We start from the raw sequence: 21,040 nt of genomic DNA on the forward strand, positions 1-21,040 counted from the left end.
ATGCGCCTGGTCCAGCTTTCTCGTCATAATATTGCGTTCCCTTCGCCAGAGGGAGCGTTACGTGAACCCAATGGGCTGCTGGCGCTTGGCGGTGATTTAAGCCCGGCGCGCCTGCTGATGGCCTATCAGCGTGGTATTTTTCCGTGGTTCTCCCTAGGAGACCCCATTCTGTGGTGGTCTCCCGATCCTCGTGCTGTACTGTTGCCTTCACAGTTTCACCTGAGCCGCAGCATGAAACGCTTTCATGCTAAATCCCCCTATCGCGTCACGCTCAACCATGCCTTCGGGTTGGTTATCGAAGGCTGCGCCAGCGATCGTCTCGAAGGCACCTGGATAACCCATGATATTGTCGATGCGTATCATCGTTTACATGAACTGGGCCACGCGCATTCCATCGAAGTATGGGATAACGGCGAACTGGTCGGGGGAATGTACGGTGTAGCGCAAGGCACCCTCTTTTGCGGCGAGTCAATGTTCAGTCGCGCGGTCAATGCATCCAAAACTGCCCTGCTGGTATTTTGCGATCAATTTGCTCAGAACGGCGGGCAACTGGTAGATTGCCAGGTGCTGAACGAACACACCGCGTCGCTGGGCGCCGAAGAAATTTCACGTCGTCATTATCTGGAAAAGCTCGACGCCATGCGTTTGCAGAAGCTGCCGCAGAATTTTTGGGTGCCGAGAACGCTCTTTATGCCTCCGGTGTAAATGTTTTCCGCCCATTTCTGATGAGGAGTGTTATAATTGGTGCCGCAGAGTAGGTTCAGCCTGTTGCCCCGCCGCCGTTTGGGAATCCTTCGCACCAGATAACGTCCTTGCGTTTATCCGTCGCCTCCCCTTTACGAATGCGCTTCTCGTACGGTTATACCGTGACGACTGGGCAATACGCCGAAACTGTTTTGTTGCGTTTTAAACGCACAATTCTTTACTTAATTGATGAATTTCGGCATTATCTTGCCGGTTCAAAACTTGGTAGTGATACCCCAGAGGATTAGATGGCCAAAGAAGACAATATTGAAATGCAGGGTACCGTACTTGATACGTTACCTAACACCATGTTCCGCGTAGAACTGGAAAACGGTCACGTGGTAACCGCGCACATCTCCGGTAAAATGCGCAAAAACTACATCCGTATCCTGACGGGCGACAAAGTGACTGTTGAGCTGACCCCGTACGACCTGAGCAAAGGCCGCATTGTCTTCCGTAGTCGCTAATTGTTTTCGCCGGTAAAGGCGTAGAGATATTTAAAAAGGTCGGGGAATCCCCGGCCTTTTTTATTTCCGCTATAAACCAGGTTGAGCGGGTAAATGTATTACTAACTGCGGTTGATGCGACACAACTAAATCATTCCCCATGTCATGCGTAATATCGTGAAGCAGGCCAGTAAGATGCGGGAGCATATCGCGATCAAAATGAGAAACCAGCAAAACGTGATTTAAGGCACGGCAGTAATTGCATTTCACTTCCGTCTCCTCCAGCAACCATTCTCTTTTTTTCGACTTTTCCGCTTCTTCCTCCAAATCAACGACGTAAAAATCGCTCATCGATTCAGCCAGTTCTTGTTTTACGATACCAAGATAAGCGTCAAGACAGCGGCAAATGGGCTGTAGTTGCGGAAGAGAGTTACAGCTTATAAGGATTTCGGTCATGAGATTGCAGCGCTCGGCAAGCGCAGGAAGATCTGGTTTGCGAGCCAGTTCGCTGTAGAGGCTGGAATTATTGCGTTCAATAGTCATCATTCACCCTTAATGCACGCGAAATTATCCGCACACGTTTTTCAGGACGCCAATCCCGGCACCTGATTTTGCAGGTGCGCCGCCATTTTATTACTGTGATTTTATCCAGCAATAATCAGATGTAGATTCTGGAAAACGCCTCGCAAAATTTCAGCGGCTCAAGATATTCATCTTGTGAAGGTATCGCAGTGAGGAACGTGAGATGCGCAGCGTCACCACAGAGCCGCAAGTTCCCCCTCACCCTAACCCTATCCCTCAAGGGCGAGGGGACTGATCGGGCCGAAAAACAGGCATAAAAAAACCGGGCTTTCACCCGGTTTTTGTCAAAACGATCAAACTCAGTGAGCCGCTTCAGGCTTATGCTTCTGCGCACTCTGGAAGTCGTACGTCAACTCCCCTTTCGCCTGATCCAGCGCTACCGTCACTTGACCCCCGTCCACCAGCGAACCGAACAGCAGTTCGTTAGCCAGCGGTTTTTTCAGGTTGTCCTGGATAGCTCGCGCCATCGGACGCGCGCCCATCGCACGGTCGTAGCCTTTCTCAGCCAGCCAGTTGCGGGCCTCCTGGCTTACTTCCAGCGACACGCCTTTCTGATCCAGTTGAACCTGCAGCTCGACGATGAACTTGTCCACCACCTGATGGATCACCTCGGTAGATAAGTGATCGAACCAGATAATGTTGTCCAGACGGTTACGGAACTCTGGCGTAAAGATCTTCTTGATCTCTTCCATCGCATCGGTGCTGTTATCCTGGTGGATCAGGCCGATCGATTTACGTTCCGTTTCACGCACACCGGCGTTGGTGGTCATTACCAGCACCACGTTGCGGAAGTCCGCTTTGCGCCCGTTGTTGTCGGTCAGCGTCCCGTTGTCCATCACCTGCAAGAGGATGTTGAACACGTCCGGGTGCGCTTTCTCGATTTCATCGAGCAGCAGTACCGCGTGCGGATGCTTGATCACCGCGTCAGTGAGCAGGCCGCCCTGGTCAAAGCCGACGTATCCCGGAGGCGCACCAATCAAACGGCTGACGGTGTGGCGTTCCATGTACTCGGACATATCAAAGCGCAGCAGCTCAATGCCCAACGCTTTAGACAGCTGTACCGTCACCTCGGTTTTCCCGACACCGGTTGGACCGGCAAACAGGAAAGAACCGACCGGTTTATGCTCGTGACCCAGACCCGCACGGGCCATTTTAATGGCTTCGGTTAACGCCTCAATGGCTTTATCCTGACCAAACACCAGCATTTTCAGACGGTCGCCAAGGTTTCTCAGGGTATCGCGGTCGCTCTGAGAAACACTCTTCTCAGGGATACGCGCGATACGCGCCACCACGGATTCGATATCCGCCACGTTGACGGTTTTTTTGCGTTTGCTGATCGGCATCAGACGCGCCCGCGCGCCCGCTTCGTCGATCACATCAATCGCTTTATCCGGCAGATGACGATCGTTGATGTATTTCACCGCCAGTTCCACCGCCGCACGTACCGCTTTAGCGGTGTAACGCACGTCGTGGTGCGCTTCGTACTTCGGTTTCAGGCCGTTAATAATCTGCACCGTTTCTTCAACAGACGGCTCAGTAATATCGATTTTCTGGAAGCGGCGCGCCAGCGCACGGTCTTTCTCAAAAATATTGCTGAATTCCTGATAGGTGGTCGAGCCCATGACCCGAATCTTGCCGCTGGAGAGCAGCGGTTTGATCAGGTTAGCGGCATCCACTTGGCCGCCAGACGCCGCGCCTGCGCCGATGATGGTGTGGATTTCATCGATAAACAGGATGCTGCTGGTGTCTTGCTCCAGCTGTTTCAGCAACGCTTTAAAGCGTTTTTCAAAATCACCGCGGTATTTGGTGCCTGCCAGCAGAGAGCCGATATCCAGCGAATAGATGGTGCAATCGGCCATGATTTCCGGGACATCGCCCTGAACAATACGCCAGGCCAGCCCTTCGGCAATCGCAGTTTTACCTACGCCTGATTCACCCACCAGCAGCGGGTTGTTCTTGCGGCGACGGCACAGTACCTGAATCGCGCGTTCCAGCTCTTTGTCGCGGCCAATCAGCGGGTCGATTCCGCCGACGCGAGCAAGCTGGTTAAGATTGGTGGTGAAGTTTTCCATACGATCCTCCCCGCCTGCTTGCTCTTCATTGTTATTGACCTGATTGCTGGAGTCCGACGCCTGATTCGGTTCGTCTTTTCGCGTTCCGTGAGAGATAAAGTTCACCACGTCGAGTCGGCTGACTTCGTGTTTGCGCAGCAGGTACGCAGCTTGCGACTCCTGCTCGCTGAAGATGGCAACCAGCACATTCGCGCCAGTCACTTCGCTACGGCCAGAGGACTGGACGTGGAACACCGCACGCTGTAAAACGCGCTGGAAGCTGAGCGTCGGTTGAGTATCGCGCTCCTCTTCGCTGACGGGCAGCACCGGTGTCGTTTGTTCGATGAAGGCTTCGAGTTCCTGACGCAACGCCACCAGATCCACGGAGCAGGCTTCCAGCGCTTCGCGGGCAGATGGGTTGCTGAGCAGTGCAAGCAGCAGGTGCTCAACGGTCATAAACTCATGACGGTGCTCACGCGCTCTGGCGAAAGCCATGTTTAAACTGAGTTCCAGTTCTTGATTGAGCATAGGCACCTCCCCCAATTTTTATGCCTTTTCAGGCTTTTTCCAGCGTACACAGCAACGGATGCTCGTTCTCCCTTGCGTATTCGTTCACCATCGCCACTTTGGTTTCGGCCACTTCAGCAGTAAAAACGCCGCAGATGGCTTTGCCTCGATAGTGAACGGTGAGCATCAATTGCGTTGCACGTTCTACATCATAAGAAAAGAACTTTTGTAGCACGTCAATAACAAATTCCATCGGCGTGTAATCATCGTTCATTAACATCACTTTATACATAGATGGCGGTTTTAGCGCGTCGCGCACTTTATCTTCCGCCAGCTGGTCAAAATCCAGCCAGTCGTTGGTCTTACCCATTGTCAGTCGTCATCATCGGTTACGGTTTCCGGCAGAACATTTTTCGCTGACAGGCATTGATACCTATTCTGAATCTACCTCAGATATCAGATAACAAACATCTATTACTGCCATCCGCGATGTCTGTCACATTCCCGTCAATAGCGTTAACTGCTTCAAATTTTGGTTGATTATTGTCCCAACTCCAGCGCCTGACACTTGACGAGAAGGTTGGTTTATCTAAATTGTACAAGCGTGAGTTGGCGAGGTTTTGAACAGCCCCCACTCCACCACCGGTTCATTCCATCTTACTTAATAAGATATACGAAGGATGTCGAAGCATGGAAATGGGTACTGTTAAGTGGTTCAACAACGCCAAAGGGTTCGGGTTCATCTGCCCTGAAGGCGGCGGCGAAGATATCTTCGCGCACTATTCCACCATTCAGATGGATGGTTACAGAACACTAAAAGCCGGACAATCGGTCCAGTTTGATGTTCACCAGGGGCCAAAAGGCAATCATGCCAGCGTCATTGTGCCCATTGAAGCAGAAGCTGTCGCATAGCCCTCTGATTCATTGTGTACATCCTGTCGTCAAAATGCCAGCCCGATCGGCTGGCATTTTTATTTCCAGCGCGTGTTGCCCGGCGGCGCTACGCTTGCACGGGCTTACAAAACCAATCACTTACTCGCGGGCTAATGCGTCTACCGGGTCAAGCCGTGCCGCATTGCGAGCCGGTAGCCAGCCAAACAACACGCCCGTCGCCGTCGAACATAAAAACGCCGTCAGCAGCGCGAAAGGTGAGAAACCAATTTCCCAGCCCGGTAAAAACAGCTGCAGCGTAAAGGCGATCAGCATCGACAGCGTGATACCAAACGCACCGCCCACCAGACACACCAGTACCGCTTCAATCAGAAACTGTTGCAGCACATCGCTGGCCCGCGCACCGACCGCCATACGGATACCGATTTCGCGCGTTCGCTCCGTCACCGACACCAGCATGATATTCATCACCCCGATTCCCCCCACCACCAGCGAAATCACCGCCACCAGCGTCAGGAACATCTGAAGAGTACGTGTGGTCTTTTCCGCCGTTTTCAAGACGCCGTCCATATTCCAGGTGAAGAAATCTTTCTTCCCGTGACGCAGAGTGAGCAAACGTTCGATCTGCTGCTCGGCCTGGGTGCTGTCGTAGCCTTCCTTCACCCGTACGGTGATCGAGTTGAGCCACGACTGCCCCATGATTCGCCCGGAAATAGTGGTGTACGGCAGCCAGACGCGCAGGATTTTACTGCTGCCAAACATCGACTGTTTCTCTTCCGCCACGCCAATCACCGTTGCAGGCATGTTGCCCACCAGAATCACCTCTCCGACCACGCTGGTTTTGTTGGGGAATAGCTGTTTGCGCGAATTACTGTCGAGCACCACCACCTGCGCCCGGCCTGCAAGCTGCTCGGCGTTGAAGGTTGCGCCTTCACTGAAGGTCATGCCGTAGACGTTGAAATAATCGCCGCTTACGCCGTTAGCGCTGGCCGCAACGTCGATATTGCCGTAGCGCAGACGCAGGTTTTGCGACACCGCAGGCGTAGCAGAATTGACCCACGGCTGTTTTTGCAGTGCCACCAGGTCATCGTATTTCAGCGCCTGCTGATTTTGTGGCTCGTCGTCACCAAAATCTTTGCCCGGATAGACGTCAATGGTATTGGTGCCAATCGCGCGGATATCCGCCAGCACCAGTTGTTTAGCCGCGTCGCCCACCACCACAATCGACACCACCGAGGCTATGCCGATAATAATGCCGAGCATGGTCAGCAGCGTGCGCATTTTGTTTGCCACCATCGCCAGCCAGGCCATCGTCAGCGCCTCGCGGAATCCGCTGACGAACTGCCCCCAGCCCGTCGGGGGTGGCAGAATGTCTTTCTGTATACCGGCATGGCTTTTCTTCGCAGGCGGATTACTGATGAGTTCGCCATCGTGGATTTCGATGATCCTTTCTGCCTGCGCCGCCACCTGCGGATCGTGGGTGACGATAATCACCGTATGCCCCTGATCGCGCAGCTGATGCAGGATCGCCATCACCTCTTCGCCAGAATGGCTGTCCAGCGCTCCGGTCGGTTCATCGGCCAGAATCACCTGCCCGCCGTTCATCAGCGCTCGCGCAATACTCACGCGCTGCTGCTGTCCGCCGGAAAGCTGCGACGGTTGATAATCAACACGATCGGCCAGGCCAAGACGCGTCAGCAGAGCCTGAGCGCGCTCAAGACGCTTTTTACGCTCCACACCGGCATACACTGCCGGAACTTCCACGTTCTGCACCGCCGTCAGGTGTGAAAGCAGATGGTAGCGCTGGAAGATAAATCCAAAATGTTCACGGCGCAGTTTTGCCAGCGCATCGCTGTCGAGGGTCGAAATATCCGTTCCCGCCACGCGATAGGTTCCGCTGGTCGGTTTATCCAGACAGCCGAGAATGTTCATCAGCGTCGATTTCCCGGACCCCGATGCCCCGACGATAGCAACCATCTCTCCGGCCTCTACGCGCAGCGAAATGCCTTTCAGCACCTCGACCGCGCCGTCCCCGGAAGGATAGCTACGACGAATATCGTTCAGCTCCAGCAACGCCATTATTGAGCCGCTCCCGGCAGGCTTTCGCTGGTCACGACTTCATCACCCTCTTCCAGGCCTTTAAGGATCACCACGTCCGTATCGTTTCGCTCGCCAATTTCGACCTCACGTTCGCGGGTTTCGCCATTGCGCAGCACTTTCACCTTGTAGCGATTGTTACCCACCGGTTCGCCCAGTGCGGCCAGCGGTACGGTGAGCACATCTTTCACACCCGTTAGCTGGATGTGAACCTGCGCGGTCATATCCAGACGCAGCACACCTTTAGGATTGGGCACTTCAAAACGGGCGTAATAGAAAATCGCATCGTTGACCTTCTCCGGCGTCGGCAGGATATCTTTCAGGACGCCTTCATAGCGGGTATTCGGATCGCCTAGCACGGTAAACCAGGCTTTCTGTCCCGGTTTCAGGTGGATAACGTCGGCCTCGGAAACCTGGGCTTTCACCAGCATGGTGCCCATATCCGCCAGCGTCAGAATGTTCGGCGCCTGCTGCGCGGCGATCACTGTCTGACCCTGCAAGGTGGTAATTTGCGTCACTTCTCCAGCCATCGGAGCCACAATGCGGGTGTAATCGAGATTGGTTTTTGCCGTGTCGAGTGATGCCTGGTTACGTTTGATTTGTGCGTCAATGGTGCCAATCTGTGCCTGTTTGACGGCAAGCTCTGTACTGGCAGTATCCAAATCCTGACGGGAAATCGCCTGCGTTTTTGCCAGCGCCTGCTGACGTCCCAGCGTCACCCTTGCCAGATTGCGTTCCGCTTCGGCCTGGCTGCGCTGAGCGCGTAATTCCATTAGCGTCGCTTCTACTTCGCGGATCTGGTTTTCCGCCTGCTCAGGATCGATCACCCCCAGAAGCTGGCCTTTTTTCACTTTGTCGCCAATCTCAACTGACAGCGTTTTTAACTGACCGCTGACCTGCGCACCCACGTCAACTTTGCGCAGGGCATCGAGCTTGCCGGTCGCCAGCACGCTTTGTTGCAGTTCACCAGGGCGCACAATCAGCGTCTGATAGTGTGGAACAGGCGCGTTCAATACCTGCCAGAGCCAGAAACCGCCCACCAGCACGACAACGGCCAACAGCAAAAACAGCTTCCTGCGTTTTCCCTTGAGATTCATAAATATTCCAAATAAATGTTCTGGCAATCATAAACGTTGATTCTATCTAAACTGTTCCTCAACGAAACCCCCGTTTTTTGTCTCACCGATCGTTTGTTGACGAGATGTTGATTAAACCCCTGCTGAAATAGAGATCTTGTCCAGGAAGCCAGGAATGATCATGTCTTCAATCGTCGATATAACGTCTTCACAGCAGTCTCTGCCGAAATCCGGCTGGCGGCTTTTTCTAAACCTTGCATCCGGCGAATTTACGCCAGGACTTGCGTGGCAAAACCCCTCCTATCGACGTAAATTTATGGTGCGATCACTGGCGACCCCGTTCAGCACCGCGCGTCTGCTGGCGAGCCTGGCAAAACAGCCTCGTTTACTGCAAATGTTGCAAGTTCAGCCGGGGCTTCCGTGCCGTTTGCACCGCCCGTGGCTGTCCGTCTCGATGAACCGTCAAAAAACTCTGGAAGCGTTGGGCTGGCATTACCAGACCATGAATAAAGCTCTCCCGGCCACGCTGATGAACGGTTACTTATCAAAACAAGGTGTCACGTTGTTGACACTAACCGGCAAAGACGAGCAGCAGTTTACTGTTCGTCTGTGTGCGGATGCGTTCCTCGACAAAGAGGGGGAAGCGACGCTGGCCTTTTGCGATCACCAGAACACCGTGCTGGCCGAAATGACGTTCACCCTTTGCTCGTTCGAAGGGAAAACGACGCTATTTATTGGCGGCCTGCAAGGGGCGAAAGCCTTTGTGCCGCATGAATTGATCCAGGGCGCAACGAAAGCCTGCCACGGCCTGTTCCCTAAACGTCTGCTGCTGGAAGCCGCAATGACCCTGGGGTCCGTGTTCCCGGTTGAGCAGATTATGGCCGTCAGCAACGCCACCCACATCTATCGCAGCTGGCGTTATCGCAAGAAAAAAGAGGGCAAACTGCTGGCGGATTACGACAGTTTCTGGCTTTCACTCGGCGGCGAACAGAAAGCAAACGGCCACTTCCAGCTGCCGCTTGAAATGGCGCGCAAACCGATGGAAGAGATCGCGAGCAAAAAGCGCTCCGAATATCGCCGTCGTTACGAACTGCTGGACAACCTGATCGATCAGGTCAAACAGGCTGCCCGCAATTAATCGGCTTTCCCGCGTGCCAGCCACAGCACGCGGGAGAACATTTTGCGCAGTAACGTAGGTACCGATTCAACGCCCCTTCTTCCCGCTTCCGCCGCCACTTCAATCGCCAGGTCCGGTTTCGATGAACGGTGAATAGCTTTGGCAATCACGCGGCGCATATTCATCGGCACATCCGGCGAAATCATCGCCACGCGATGAAACACATCCCCGAACCCCTGGCGATACATAAAGTGTTCCATGTCCATCGCCGGTAATTCCGTGAGATGCTCGCGCTCCTCTTCCCGATTGTTGTTCAGCAAGCCGCGCACGGTACTGGCGTATTTTTTCCCGGCCTCGTCACCGTCAACCAGTACATGCCATTCGATGCCCATTCGGCGGGCAAACTTGATCAGCGGTTTTAATCCCGACTGAGCAAACTCAATAACTTTGATCCCTTCCGCGTCGAAATGGTGGCCACACTGACGTGCCAGTTCGTTGATTACCCAGGTTTCTGTTTCGCCCTCGACCAGTAACCAGCAGCGGGCAAACAGCGACGACGCGCGGTTAAAGCGAATGTGAAACGCAATCCGGCGACCATCTTCGGGGCTTAATCCCCCCGGCCCCAGACGAAATGCGGTAACGCGCGACGATTCACGCACCAGGCGACAGACATGTTCAACCGGCGTCAGTGAAAGCAGCTCGCCCGAATTGGTGGTAGTAATGCGCTGAAGCGGCAGCAGATTTAGAAGGTGCCACGCCACTGAGAGCATGATCGGGTGCAGCCGCGTTTCCGGGTCTTCCACCAGCAGCAGCGGGCGCGCATCGCGATCCAGACGCACTGCGCCTTTCGCCTGCAATAGCGTGGAGAACAAACCCAGCAGGATCACCCGATGCGCCCGTCCGCCGGGTTTGTCGATCATGCGGTTGATGATATCGAGATAGCGCCAGCTGCGTTGTTCATCGTGCGAGCGACGTCGCATCAGGCGGTTGTGCGTTTGCGAAATACCCTGTTCGGAAAAGTAGTGCTCCAGCAATTGCACCATCGCTGAAAGCCCCTGGCGAATCTGTCCATCCGTCAGATTCTGCGGGCGTGCCACCAGTTCGCGGGCTAAAAAATCCAGCTCGCGGGCGGTGACTTCTACCGCCGGAAGATTGGGAACCGAACCGTTGCGGATTCGACGCATAAAGCGCGCATCACGCAGGCGTAAAACCGGCATCAGGCGCACCAGATGCCCGGCCAGCGCATCAATATCCTCAAGGGGAATCAATTGCCCACGGGCATCCATAAATCCGCGCAGGGTCAGAACGCTGTCGTCTTCTGCCAGCTCGCCTTCAAGACGGTAAAAAATACGCTGATAACCATCATCGGAGGCCGTCCAGCAGGGTGAGAGCGGTCGATAGCGCCGCACGCGATGACGACCTGGCTCCAGCTCACGAAAGGTCAGAACGATATGCAGATGGTGCTCGCGCCCTTGAATATCGCCCGGCGGAAACCAAAAGTCCTCCCGAACGAAGCTGTAAAGGTCTGCTTCCGGTGAAAGCAACAGGGTTAACGCATCCAGAAGGCTGGATTTACCCCAGGCGTTTTCCCCGATCAGCACGTTGTTCTGCTCCAGCATTAACGATAAACGGTTAATACCGCGAAACCCGACGATCTCCACACGTTCGAGAAACATAAATCCCCCGTGAAATGCTCACTTTTTCCTTCAAGTTATCAGCAGTATAGCGGGCAGTGGTGTGACACGACACCTTAACATTTCCCCATTATTATGTGGCAGAGGGTAAAAATCAGAATTTGCTCCACGGCTTTCGTTTGAAACATATTAATCAGCATAAGATACTACTCATCCTGAATTGGGCTATGCTTTATTTCTGCCCAGTCCGAACAAGGATTAACATCACATTGCCATAAATCAAATTAATTAGATTTATTTAACTGGCGAAGGGGTGTTGTTGGTTTTTAAAATAATGGCTCTTTGAGTCGTCCCCTTTAGGCGATTTAGTAGCCCGTGCGCAGGACCGCGCGCGGAAATTAACGAGGTGGTTATGTTTAGAAAATTAGCAGCGGAGTGCTTCGGCACATTCTGGCTGGTGTTTGGTGGTTGTGGTAGCGCCGTTCTGGCAGCAGCATTCCCGGAATTAGGTATTGGTTTCGCGGGCGTGGCCTTAGCTTTTGGCTTAACCGTATTAACTATGGCCTTTGCCGTGGGCCATATTTCCGGCGGCCACTTTAACCCGGCGGTCACATTAGGTCTGTGGGCAGGCGGTCGTTTCCCGGCGAAAGATGTGATTGGCTATATTATTGCGCAGGTTGTTGGCGGCATTATTGCAGCAGCGGTTCTGTACGTGGTGGCCAGCGGTAAAGCAGGCTTCGACGCAGCAGTAAGCGGCTTTGCTTCTAACGGCTATGGCGAACATTCGCCGGGCGGTTTCTCTATGCTGTCGGCGATTGTGATTGAAATTGTCCTGACCGCTGGCTTCCTGCTGGTGATTCACGGTGCAACAGATAAACACGCTCCAGCCGGTTTTGCACCGATTGCTATCGGCCTGGCACTGACCCTGATTCACCTGATCAGCATTCCGGTGACCAATACTTCTGTAAACCCTGCACGTAGCACCGCAGTGGCGATCTTCCAGGGTGGCTGGGCACTGCAACAGCTGTGGTTGTTCTGGGTGATGCCGATTGTTGGCGGTATCCTCGGCGGCCTGCTGTACCGTACGCTGCTGGAAAAACGCGACTGATAGATTGTGCGCAAGGTAAATGCAAAACGGCGACTTCGGTCGCCGTTTTTTATGTTTTCTCCCTCTGCCTATGGGAGAGGGCCGGGGTGAGGGCATCAGGCCGCACCGATTGTCTCTTTGACTGCGCAGCCGGAATTGGGTAGTGTCACACGCGCGATTCGGACATTCAAAAAAGGACCCGGCTGTTCATGTTTTCAGGACTCTTAATCATTCTACTGCCGCTGGTAGTGGGCTACCTTATTCCCCTTCGTCATGCGTCGGCATTAAAACTCATTAATCGCTTTCTGAGCTGGATTGTTTACGTGATCCTGTTTTTCATGGGAATAAGCCTCGCCTTCCTGGATAACCTGGCCGCCAATTTACTCTCTATCCTTCATTATTCTGTTGTGACTATTGTGGTTATTCTGCTGTGCAATATTGCTGCGCTATTTTGGCTTGAGCGCTCACTGCCGTGGAAAAATCACCACCAGCAGGAAAAATTACCTTCACGAATTGCAATGGCGCTGGAGTCATTAAAATTATGCGGCGTGGTGGTACTCGGCTTTTTGCTGGGCCTGACCGGTTTAGCCTTTTTACAGCACGCCACTGAAGCCAGTGAATATACCCTGATCTTCCTGTTATTCCTGATTGGTATCCAATTACGTAACAATGGGATGACGCTTAAGCAAATTGTTTTAAATCGCCGCGGTATGATCGTCGCGGTAGTTGTCGTCGGCAGTTCGCTCATTGGCGGCGTCATTAACGCCTTTATTCTCGATCTGCCGCTCAAAACCGGGTTGGCAATGGCCTCCGGTTTTGGCTGGTATTCTCTGTCTGGTATTTTAATGACCGAATCGTTCGGCCCGGTGATCGGCAGCGCAGCGTTCTTTAACGATCTGGGTCGCGAGCTTATCGCCATCATGTTAATTCCTGGCCTGGTGCGCAAAAGTCGCTCCACGGCGCTCGGCCTGTGCGGCGCAACGTCGATGGACTTTACCCTGCCCGTTTTGCAACGCTCAGGCGGTCTGGAACTGGTCCCTGCCGCCATCGTACACGGTTTTATCCTGAGCCTGCTGGTGCCAATCCTGATGGCGCTGTTCTCCGCGTAATACCTCTCTGGCGGTAGGTCTCTGCCGCCAAAATTGCGTTAAATCAATCTCCCTTTACTTTGTAGCAGAAAGGCCTTTTCTCTGCGCATCCACAAGCATAACCTTAAACATGTATATCAAATATAACTTTAACAGGTGTCATTATGTTTTGTGTGCAATGTGAACAAACCATCCGTACCCCAGCCGGCAACGGCTGCTCCTACGCGCAGGGCATGTGCGGGAAAACCGCCGAAACGTCTGACCTGCAAGATCTGCTGATTGCCGCCCTGCAAGGCCTGTCCGCCTGGGCGGCAAAAGCGCGCGAATACGGCATTGTCGATCACTACATTGACAACTTCGCCCCGCGCGCATTTTTCTCGACGCTGACTAACGTCAACTTCGATTCACCGCGCATCGTCGGTTACGCCCGCGAAGCTATCGCCCTGCGCGAAGCGCTGAAAGCACAAAGCCTGAAAGCCGACGCGAACGCGACCGTGGATAACCCAATGGCCAGTCTGCAACTGGTGAGCGACGATCTGGGCGAACTGCAGCGTCAGGCCGCGGAATTCACCCCGAACAAAGATAAAGCAGCAATCGGCGAAAACATTCTCGGCCTGCGCCTGCTGTGCCTGTACGGCCTTAAAGGTGCGGCGGCCTATATGGAACACGCCCACGTTCTCGGTCAGTACGACAACGATATCTACGCCCAGTACCACAAAATCATGGCGTGGCTCGGCACCTGGCCTTCCGATATGAACGCTCTGCTGGAGTGTTCCATGGAAATCGGCCAGATGAACTTCAAAGTGATGAGCATTCTGGATGCGGGCGAAACCAGCACCTACGGCCATCCGACGCCTACGCAGGTCAACGTTAAAGCCACTGCCGGGAAATGCATTCTGATTTCCGGTCACGATCTGAAAGATCTCTATAATCTGTTGCAACAGACCGAAGGCACGGGCGTAAACGTCTACACTCACGGCGAAATGCTGCCTGCCCACGGCTATCCGGAGTTGCGTAAATTCAAACATCTGGTCGGGAACTACGGCAGCGGTTGGCAGAACCAGCAGGTCGAGTTCGCCCGCTTCCCTGGCCCTATTGTGATGACCTCAAACTGCATCATCGATCCGACCGTGGGCGCGTATGACGATCGTATCTGGACCCGCAGCATCGTCGGTTGGCCGGGCGTGAGCCACCTTGAAGGCGATGATTTTGCGCCGATTATTGCCCAGGCACAGCAGATGGCAGGCTTCCCGTTCAGCGAAATCGAACACCTGATTACCGTCGGCTTTGGCCGCGAAACCCTGCTCGGTGCAGCGGATTCCCTGATCGACCTGGTGAGCCGTGAAAAGCTGCGCCACATCTTCCTGGTCGGCGGCTGCGACGGCGCGCGCGGAGAACGTAACTACTTCACTGACTTTGCGACCAGCGTTCCACAGGACTGCCTGATCCTGACTCTGGCGTGCGGCAAATACCGCTTCAATAAACTGGACTTCGGCGATATCGAAGGCCTGCCGCGCCTGATCGATGCTGGTCAATGTAACGATGCCTACTCGGCGATCATTCTGGCTGTGACGCTTGCCGAGAAACTGGGCTGCGGCGTGAACGATCTGCCGCTGTCGCTGGTGCTTTCATGGTTCGAGCAGAAAGCAATCGTGATCCTGCTGACGCTGCTGTCACTCGGCGTGACCAACATTGTCACCGGCCCGACGGCGCCAGGCTTCCTGACCCCGGATCTGCTGGCAGTGTTGAACGAGAAATTTGGTCTGCGTTCCGTGACCACCGTAGAAGAAGACATGCAGCAACTGCTGAGCGCGTAAGGAGTTTTTCATGACGATGCCAACCTCACAATGCCCATGGCGGATGCAGGTTCATCACATCCATCAGGAGACGCCGGATGTGTGGACGCTGTCGCTGCTGTGCCATGATTTTTACCCGTATCGCGCCGGTCAGTATGCGCTGGTCAGTGTCCGCAATTCAGCGGACACCTTGCGCGCCTACACCCTCTCCTCAACGCCGGGCGTGAGTGAATACATCACGCTCACCGTGCGGCGGATCGATGACGGTGCGGGCTCTCAGTGGCTGACCAACGAGGTGAAGCGCGGGGATTATCTGTGGCTCTCCGACGCGCAGGGGGATTTTGTTTGCGACGACAAAGCCGACGATAAATTCCTGATGCTGGCGGCAGGTTGCGGCGTGACGCCGGTGATGACGATGCGTCGCTGGCTGGCGAAGAACCGCCCGCAGGCTGACGTACAGGTAATCTTCAGCGTTCGTTCGCCGGAAGATGTCATTTTTGCCGACGAGTGGCGCCATTATCCGGTCACTCTGGTGGCAGAAAACAACGCCACCCACGGTTTTGTGGCGGGACGCCTAAGCCGCGAACTGCTGCAAAGCGTGCCGGATATTGCGTCGCGCACCGTGATGACCTGCGGCCCCGCGCCGTATATGGAAATCGTGGAGAAAGAGGTGAAAGGGCTCGGCGTGACCCGCTTCTTTAAAGAGCAGTTCTTTACGCCAGTGGCAGAAGCGGCAACCAGCGGGGTGAAATTCACCAAACTGCAGCCTGCGCAGACCTTCTTCGGACGTGTCGGCACCACGCTGCTGGAAGCCCTGGAAAGCAATAAGGTTCCGGTAGTGGCGGCCTGTCGCGCGGGCGTGTGCGGTTGCTGTAAAACGAAAGTGGTTTCCGGCGAGTATTCTGTCAGCAGCACCATGACGCTGACGGACGCGGAAATTGCCGAGGGTTACGTGCTGGCATGTTCATGCCATCCGCAGGGTGATTTGGTTCTGGCATAACTCTTTGCGAACTGCGCCGGGCGGCACTACGTTTGCCCGGCCTACGGTATCGCACAAACCTGTAGGCCCGGTAAGCGTCAGCGCCACCGGGCATTTTTTTATTCTTAACGCCAGGCCGGGTCCCGCGCCAGCGCATACCGCCCTGCCCCCATAAATGCCACGGCCAGAGCACCGATGAAGAAATAGACCAGGCTTTCAATCGCCCAGGCCCCAACCGCATCCAGCGCGAAGGTTTTGCCGGTTCCCACCATCAGCCACGCCACAATCATGGTAAACGCCAGCACCAGCGCCGCCGGACGCGTGAGGATCCCCAGCACGATCAGAATCGGCGCCACCACCTCACCAATCAGCACGCCATAGGCGATAAACCCCGGTAACCCTTTCTCCACCAGCATCCCGCTGATAAATCCCACACCGCCAAACAGCTTGTGCAAACCGTGAAACAGCATCAGTCCGCCGACCGCCAGACGTAATAACAGCTTGCCGAAATCGTCGTGAGTTAGCGTTTTATTAACAGCAATTAACAATGATTTAACCATTTGAAATGATTCCTGTTTTCACCCGAGGTTCAATCAGAATATGTCGAATTGTTGCACAAAGAAAGTCACTATTTATCAGGGGGATTATTCAGGCATAACCGCCAGTTTCTTCTAAGCTTGTAAGCGTTATCACAAAAACGGAGATGGACAACCATGAAACAGACCGTAGCGGCTTACGTGGCAAAAACCCTGGAACAGGCTGGCGTTAAACGCATCTGGGGCGTCACCGGCGATTCTCTGAACGGTTTAAGCGACAGCCTCAACCGAATGGGCACCATTGACTGGATGCCGACCCGTCACGAAGAGGTGGCGGCCTTTGCCGCAGGTGCTGAAGCGCAGCTGACGGGCGAACTGGCGGTGTGCGCTGGCTCGTGCGGGCCGGGAAACCTGCATCTGATTAACGGTCTGTTCGACTGCCATCGCAACCACGTTCCGGTGCTGGCGATTGCGGCGCATATTCCGTCGAGCGAAATCGGCAGCGGCTATTTTCAGGAGACGCATCCGCAGGAGCTGTTCCGTGAATGTAGCCACTATTGCGAACTGGTCTCCACGCCGGAGCAGATCCCGCAGGTGATGGCCATCGCCATGCGTAAAGCGATCCTTAATCGCGGCGTGTCGGTGGTGGTGCTGCCGGGTGACGTGGCGCTCAAAGCCGCACCGGAGGGCGCAAGTACCCACTGGTATCACGCGCCGCAGCCGGTCGTCACACCGGCGGAAGAGGAGCTGAAAAAACTGGCGCAACTCCTGCGCTACTCCAGCAATATTGCCCTGCTGTGCGGCAGCGGCTGTGCGGGGGCGCATAAAGAGTTAGTGGAATTTGCCGGAAAAATTAAAGCGCCGATTGTTCACGCCCTGCGCGGTAAAGAGCATGTGGAATACGATAACCCTTACGATGTCGGGATGACCGGCCTGATTGGTTTCTCATCCGGGTTCCACACCATGATGAACGCCGACACCCTGGTGCTACTCGGCACCCAGTTCCCCTATCGTGCATTCTACCCAAGTGATGCCAAAATCATTCAGATCGACATTAATCCCGGCAGCATCGGCGCGCACAGTAAAGTCGACATGGCGCTGATCGGGGATATCAAATCGACGCTTGCCGCGCTACTCCCGCATCTGGAGGAGAAAACCGATCGCAAGTTCCTCGACAAGGCGCTCAGCGACTATCGTGACGCACGCAAAGGGCTGGACGATCTCGCGAAACCGAGCGAGAAAGCCATTCACCCGCAGTACCTCGCCCAACAGATTAGTCATTTCGCCTCTGACGACGCCATTTTCACCTGCGATGTCGGGACGCCCACCGTCTGGGCGGCACGCTATCTGAAAATGAACGGCAAACGCCGCCTGATTGGCTCGTTCAACCACGGCTCGATGGCCAACGCCATGCCGCAGGCGCTGGGTGCGCAAGCCACTGCACCTGGAAGACAGGTCGTCGCGATGTGCGGTGACGGCGGGTTCAGTATGCTGATGGGCGATTTCCTCTCGGTGGTGCAGATGAAGCTTCCGCTGAAAATCGTGGTGTTTAATAACAGCGTGTTAGGTTTTGTGGCGATGGAGATGAAAGCCGGGGGATACCTTACGGACGGCACCGAACTGCACGACACCAATTTTGCGAAGATCGCCGAAGCCTGCGGCATTACTGGTATCCGCGTGGAAAAAGCGGCGGACGTCGACGAAGCGCTGCAACGCGCTTTCTCTATCGACGGCCCGGTGTTGGTGGACGTGGTGGTCGCCAAAGAAGAACTGGCTATCCCGCCGCAGATCAAACTGGAGCAGGCCAAAGGCTTTAGCCTGTATATGTTGCGCGCCATTATCAGCGGGCGCGGCGACGAGGTTATCGAACTGGCAAAAACCAACTGGCTCAGGTAAAACAGTCGGCATTGCCTTTAAATAATAGGGAAATGCCATGATTGATTTACGCAGTGATACCGTTACCCGTCCGAGTCGCGCCATGCTCGAAGAGATGATGGCCGCCCCGGTCGGGGATGACGTTTACGGAGACGATCCTACCGTCAATGAACTTCAGCGCTACGCCGCCGAATTAAGCGGCAAAGAGGCGGCGCTGTTCCTGCCGACTGGCACGCAGGCCAATCTAGTGGCATTGCTCAGCCACTGCGAGCGCGGCGAAGAGTACATCGTCGGCCAGGGCGCACATAATTATCTGTACGAAGCCGGTGGTGCGGCAGTGCTCGGCAGTATTCAGCCGCAGCCTATCGACGCCGCCGCTGACGGCTCCCTTCCGCTGGATAAAGTGGCGGCCAAAATCAAAGCCGACGATATTCACTTTGCTCGCACCAAACTGCTGAGTCTGGAAAATACCCACAATGGCAAAGTGCTGCCGCGTGAGTATCTGAAAGACGCGTGGGAGTTCACCCGCGAGCGCAAACTCGGGCTGCACGTCGACGGCGCGCGCATCTTTAACGCCGTGGTGGAATATGGCTGCGAGCTGAGAGAGATCACCCAATATTGCGACTCGTTCACCATCTGCCTGTCGAAAGGGCTGGGAACGCCGGTTGGCTCGCTGCTGGTCGGGAATGCGGAGTACATCAAGCGCGCCAACCGCTGGCGTAAAATGACCGGCGGCGGAATGCGTCAGGCCGGGATTCTGGCGGCAGCCGGACTGTACGCTCTGAAAAATAATGTCGCCCGCCTAAAAGACGATCACGACAACGCCGCCTGGATGGCGACGCAGCTGCGCGAGATTGGCGTGGACGTGATGCGCCACGACACCAATATGCTGTTTGTGCGCGTCGGCGAAGAAAATGCGGCAGCGCTGGGCGAATTTATGAAAGCACGCGGCGTGCTGATGAATGCCTCACCGATTGTGCGTCTGGTGATGCATCTCGACGTGAGCCGCGAACAGCTGGCGGAAGTGGTGAAACACTGGCAGGCCTTTTTACAGCGTTAAGGAGCACGACGTGTCGCAACGAATTCTGGTGCTCGGCGCCAGTGGGTATATCGGTCAACATCTGACGACGGCGCTCAGCCAGCACGGACATCAGGTGCTGGCAGCGGCACGTAATGTGGAACGCCTGGAAAAACTTAACCTGCCTAACGTCACCTGCCATACGGTCGATCTTAACTGGCCAAAGGCGCTGCCCGCCCTGCTGGAGGGCGTCGATACGCTTTATTATCTGGTACACAGCATGGGCGAAGGCGGCGACTTTATCGCTCATGAACGCCAGGTGGCGCTGAACGTGCGCGATGCGCTGCTCCAGACGCCGCTGAAGCAGGTCATTTTCCTGAGTTCGCTTCAGGCTCCGGAAAACGAACAGTCCGACCATCTGCGCGCCCGTCAGTTGACGGGCGAAATGCTGCGCAGCGCGGGGATTCCGGTGACGGAACTGCGGGCAGGCATTATCGTCGGTGCCGGTTCTGCGGCCTTCGAAGTGATGCGCGATATGGTTTATAACCTGCCGGTGCTCACGCCACCGCGCTGGGTACGCTCGCGCACCACGCCGATTGCGCTGGAAAACCTGCTGCACTATCTGGTCGAGCTGCTGAATCATCCGACAGAAAACCACCGGGTGCTGGAAGCCGCCGGGCCGGAAGTCCTGAGCTATCAGGAACAATTCGAGCACTTTATGACCGTCAGCGGCCGCCGTCGCTGGCTGGTACCCATTCCCTTCCCCACCAGCTGGATTTCGGTGTGGTTTTTGAATGTGATCACTTCGGTTCCACCGACCACCGCCAAGGCGCTGATCCAGGGGCTGAAACACGATCTGCTGGCCGACGACCGCGAGCTGCGGGCACTGATTCCGCAGGTTCTGATCCGCTTCGACGACGCTGTACGCGATACGCTTAAGGAAGAAGAAAAACTGGCCAACTCCAGCGACTGGGGGTATGACGCTCAGGCCTTTGCCCGCTGGCGACCAGAGTATGGCTACTATCCAAAACAGGCTGGTTGTACGGTAAAAACCACCGCCAGCCTCGCCGCGCTGTGGGAAGTCATCAACCAGATCGGCGGCAAAGAGCGCTATTTCTTCGGCAATATTCTCTGGACGACGCGTGGGATGATGGATCTGCTGGTCGGGCATAAGCTGGCCAAAGGCCGCCCTGCCCATCCCTATTTGCAGACGGGTGATAACGTCGACAGCTGGAAGGTGATTATCGTCGAGCCGGAAAAACAGCTGGCGTTGCTGTTCGGAATGAAAGCGCCAGGCCTCGGTCGGCTATGCTTTACGTTGAAGGACAAAGGCGATCATCGCGAGCTGGATGTTCGCGCCTGGTGGCACCCACACGGAATGCCAGGGCTGTTCTACTGGCTATTTATGATCCCGGCGCATCTGTTCATCTTCCGGGGTATGGCAAAGCGTATTGCGCATCTTGCAGAAGGAATGACGGAAAAAGTCTGATTAATCCTCTGATTCTTTCACCTTTCC

18 protein-coding genes are annotated in these 21,040 nt (G+C 55.0%); 11 read left to right on the forward strand and 7 right to left on the reverse strand.

Annotated features, from left to right (window positions below; all coding sequences use genetic code 11):
- Both aat and infA read left to right on the forward strand, forming a co-directional pair.
- Complete coding sequence (aat, locus tag JBO43_RS10655; RefSeq protein ID WP_202674273.1) at window positions 1-705, forward strand: leucyl/phenylalanyl-tRNA--protein transferase; 705 nt, start codon at window positions 1-3, stop codon at window positions 703-705.
- 287 nt (window positions 706-992) lie between these two features.
- Complete coding sequence (gene infA, locus JBO43_RS10660) at window positions 993-1,211, forward strand: translation initiation factor IF-1 (RefSeq protein WP_002211347.1); 219 nt, start codon at window positions 993-995, stop codon at window positions 1,209-1,211.
- 69 nt (window positions 1,212-1,280) lie between these two features.
- Here the strand turns inward: infA and JBO43_RS10665 are convergent, their stop codons facing one another.
- The 3 genes from JBO43_RS10665 to clpS form a co-directional block, all read right to left on the reverse strand.
- On the reverse strand, window positions 1,281-1,733 hold the full coding sequence (locus tag JBO43_RS10665) for a hypothetical protein (RefSeq protein ID WP_202674292.1): 453 nt from the start codon (window positions 1,731-1,733) through the stop codon (window positions 1,281-1,283).
- A 338-nt stretch (window positions 1,734-2,071) separates the two neighbouring features.
- The gene (gene clpA / locus JBO43_RS10670; protein ID WP_095281419.1) at window positions 2,072-4,351 is read right to left on the reverse strand and encodes an ATP-dependent Clp protease ATP-binding subunit ClpA; all 2,280 of its coding nucleotides are present in this window, start codon (window positions 4,349-4,351) and stop codon (window positions 2,072-2,074) included.
- Window positions 4,352-4,379: 28 nt separating this feature from the next.
- Window positions 4,380-4,700 carry an ATP-dependent Clp protease adapter ClpS gene (gene clpS, locus JBO43_RS10675; RefSeq protein ID WP_095281418.1) on the reverse strand — a complete coding sequence of 107 codons (321 nt, stop codon included), beginning with the start codon at window positions 4,698-4,700 and terminating at the stop codon, window positions 4,380-4,382.
- A 320-nt stretch (window positions 4,701-5,020) separates the two neighbouring features.
- On the opposite strand from clpS, the gene cspD reads away from it, so the two are divergent.
- Complete coding sequence (gene cspD, locus JBO43_RS10680; RefSeq protein ID WP_095281417.1) at window positions 5,021-5,242, forward strand: cold shock-like protein CspD; 222 nt, start codon at window positions 5,021-5,023, stop codon at window positions 5,240-5,242.
- Window positions 5,243-5,362: 120 nt separating this feature from the next.
- Here the strand turns inward: cspD and macB are convergent, their stop codons facing one another.
- Together macB and macA are read right to left on the reverse strand one after the other, a co-directional pair.
- Window positions 5,363-7,303 carry a macrolide ABC transporter ATP-binding protein/permease MacB gene (macB, locus tag JBO43_RS10685; protein ID WP_095281416.1) on the reverse strand — a complete coding sequence of 647 codons (1,941 nt, stop codon included), beginning with the start codon at window positions 7,301-7,303 and terminating at the stop codon, window positions 5,363-5,365.
- Window positions 7,300-8,415 carry a macrolide transporter subunit MacA gene (gene macA, locus JBO43_RS10690; protein WP_202674274.1) on the reverse strand — a complete coding sequence of 372 codons (1,116 nt, stop codon included), beginning with the start codon at window positions 8,413-8,415 and terminating at the stop codon, window positions 7,300-7,302. Before macA ends, macB begins: the two co-directional genes overlap by 4 nt.
- Before the next feature lie 160 nt (window positions 8,416-8,575).
- Here macA and JBO43_RS10695 point away from each other — a divergent pair, with 160 nt between their 5' ends.
- Entirely contained in the window at window positions 8,576-9,532 is a 957-nt protein-coding gene (locus JBO43_RS10695; protein ID WP_202674275.1) for a VirK/YbjX family protein, read from the forward strand.
- Here JBO43_RS10695 and JBO43_RS10700 read toward each other — a convergent pair.
- Window positions 9,529-11,187 (reverse strand): ATP-dependent endonuclease, encoded by a 1,659-nt coding sequence (locus JBO43_RS10700; protein ID WP_095281414.1) that lies wholly within the window; start codon window positions 11,185-11,187, stop codon window positions 9,529-9,531. The genes JBO43_RS10695 and JBO43_RS10700 overlap by 4 nt on opposite strands.
- Before the next feature lie 364 nt (window positions 11,188-11,551).
- On the opposite strand from JBO43_RS10700, the gene aqpZ reads away from it, so the two are divergent.
- The 4 genes from aqpZ to hcr all read left to right on the forward strand — a co-directional run bounded on the left by aqpZ (window position 11,552) and on the right by hcr (window position 16,116).
- The gene (gene aqpZ, locus JBO43_RS10705) at window positions 11,552-12,253 is read left to right on the forward strand and encodes an aquaporin Z (protein WP_331251890.1); all 702 of its coding nucleotides are present in this window, start codon (window positions 11,552-11,554) and stop codon (window positions 12,251-12,253) included.
- Window positions 12,254-12,441: 188 nt separating this feature from the next.
- Window positions 12,442-13,341 (forward strand): LysO family transporter, encoded by a 900-nt coding sequence (locus tag JBO43_RS10710; RefSeq protein ID WP_095281412.1) that lies wholly within the window; start codon window positions 12,442-12,444, stop codon window positions 13,339-13,341.
- Window positions 13,342-13,484: 143 nt separating this feature from the next.
- Complete coding sequence (gene hcp, locus JBO43_RS10715) at window positions 13,485-15,137, forward strand: hydroxylamine reductase (protein ID WP_202674277.1); 1,653 nt, start codon at window positions 13,485-13,487, stop codon at window positions 15,135-15,137.
- A 10-nt stretch (window positions 15,138-15,147) separates the two neighbouring features.
- Window positions 15,148-16,116, forward strand: a complete 969-nt coding sequence (hcr, locus tag JBO43_RS10720; protein ID WP_202674278.1) for an NADH oxidoreductase — start codon at window positions 15,148-15,150, stop codon at window positions 16,114-16,116.
- Window positions 16,117-16,220: 104 nt separating this feature from the next.
- Here hcr and JBO43_RS10725 read toward each other — a convergent pair whose 3' ends face one another.
- Window positions 16,221-16,655 carry a DoxX family protein gene (locus tag JBO43_RS10725; RefSeq protein ID WP_095281409.1) on the reverse strand — a complete coding sequence of 145 codons (435 nt, stop codon included), beginning with the start codon at window positions 16,653-16,655 and terminating at the stop codon, window positions 16,221-16,223.
- Between the two features lie 153 nt (window positions 16,656-16,808).
- On the opposite strand from JBO43_RS10725, the gene poxB reads away from it, so the two are divergent.
- From poxB to JBO43_RS10740, 3 genes are read left to right on the forward strand one after another with little or no spacing between them, the layout of a single operon-like run.
- Complete coding sequence (gene poxB, locus JBO43_RS10730; RefSeq protein WP_103946898.1) at window positions 16,809-18,527, forward strand: ubiquinone-dependent pyruvate dehydrogenase; 1,719 nt, start codon at window positions 16,809-16,811, stop codon at window positions 18,525-18,527.
- Window positions 18,528-18,564: 37 nt separating this feature from the next.
- Entirely contained in the window at window positions 18,565-19,566 is a 1,002-nt protein-coding gene (gene ltaE, locus JBO43_RS10735) for a low-specificity L-threonine aldolase (protein ID WP_202674279.1), read from the forward strand.
- Window positions 19,567-19,576: 10 nt separating this feature from the next.
- Window positions 19,577-21,013 (forward strand): SDR family oxidoreductase, encoded by a 1,437-nt coding sequence (locus tag JBO43_RS10740; protein ID WP_202674280.1) that lies wholly within the window; start codon window positions 19,577-19,579, stop codon window positions 21,011-21,013.
- The last annotated feature ends 27 nt before the right edge of the window (window positions 21,014-21,040 follow it).

The organism is Lelliottia jeotgali, from assembly GCF_016771845.1.
Taxonomy (GTDB): domain Bacteria; phylum Pseudomonadota; class Gammaproteobacteria; order Enterobacterales; family Enterobacteriaceae; genus Enterobacter; species Enterobacter jeotgali.

What these genes read in the sequence shown, in the direction of transcription:
- poxB (WP_103946898.1), top strand. Translation starts at nt 16,809, where the DNA reads ATGAAACAGACCGTAGCGGCTTACGTGGCAAAAACCCTGGAACAGGCT.
- ltaE (WP_202674279.1), top strand. Translation starts at nt 18,565, where the DNA reads ATGATTGATTTACGCAGTGATACCGTTACCCGTCCGAGTCGCGCCATG.
- JBO43_RS10695 (WP_202674275.1), top strand. Translation starts at nt 8,576, where the DNA reads ATGTCTTCAATCGTCGATATAACGTCTTCACAGCAGTCTCTGCCGAAA.
- JBO43_RS10710 (WP_095281412.1), top strand. Translation starts at nt 12,442, where the DNA reads ATGTTTTCAGGACTCTTAATCATTCTACTGCCGCTGGTAGTGGGCTAC.
- JBO43_RS10700 (WP_095281414.1), bottom strand. Translation starts at nt 11,187, where the DNA reads ATGTTTCTCGAACGTGTGGAGATCGTCGGGTTTCGCGGTATTAACCGT.
- infA (WP_002211347.1), top strand. Translation starts at nt 993, where the DNA reads ATGGCCAAAGAAGACAATATTGAAATGCAGGGTACCGTACTTGATACG.
- clpS (WP_095281418.1), bottom strand. Translation starts at nt 4,700, where the DNA reads ATGGGTAAGACCAACGACTGGCTGGATTTTGACCAGCTGGCGGAAGAT.
- hcp (WP_202674277.1), top strand. Translation starts at nt 13,485, where the DNA reads ATGTTTTGTGTGCAATGTGAACAAACCATCCGTACCCCAGCCGGCAAC.
- clpA (WP_095281419.1), bottom strand. Translation starts at nt 4,351, where the DNA reads ATGCTCAATCAAGAACTGGAACTCAGTTTAAACATGGCTTTCGCCAGA.
- JBO43_RS10665 (WP_202674292.1), bottom strand. Translation starts at nt 1,733, where the DNA reads ATGACTATTGAACGCAATAATTCCAGCCTCTACAGCGAACTGGCTCGC.
- JBO43_RS10725 (WP_095281409.1), bottom strand. Translation starts at nt 16,655, where the DNA reads ATGGTTAAATCATTGTTAATTGCTGTTAATAAAACGCTAACTCACGAC.
- hcr (WP_202674278.1), top strand. Translation starts at nt 15,148, where the DNA reads ATGACGATGCCAACCTCACAATGCCCATGGCGGATGCAGGTTCATCAC.
- cspD (WP_095281417.1), top strand. Translation starts at nt 5,021, where the DNA reads ATGGAAATGGGTACTGTTAAGTGGTTCAACAACGCCAAAGGGTTCGGG.
- aat (WP_202674273.1), top strand. Translation starts at nt 1, where the DNA reads ATGCGCCTGGTCCAGCTTTCTCGTCATAATATTGCGTTCCCTTCGCCA.
- macA (WP_202674274.1), bottom strand. Translation starts at nt 8,415, where the DNA reads ATGAATCTCAAGGGAAAACGCAGGAAGCTGTTTTTGCTGTTGGCCGTT.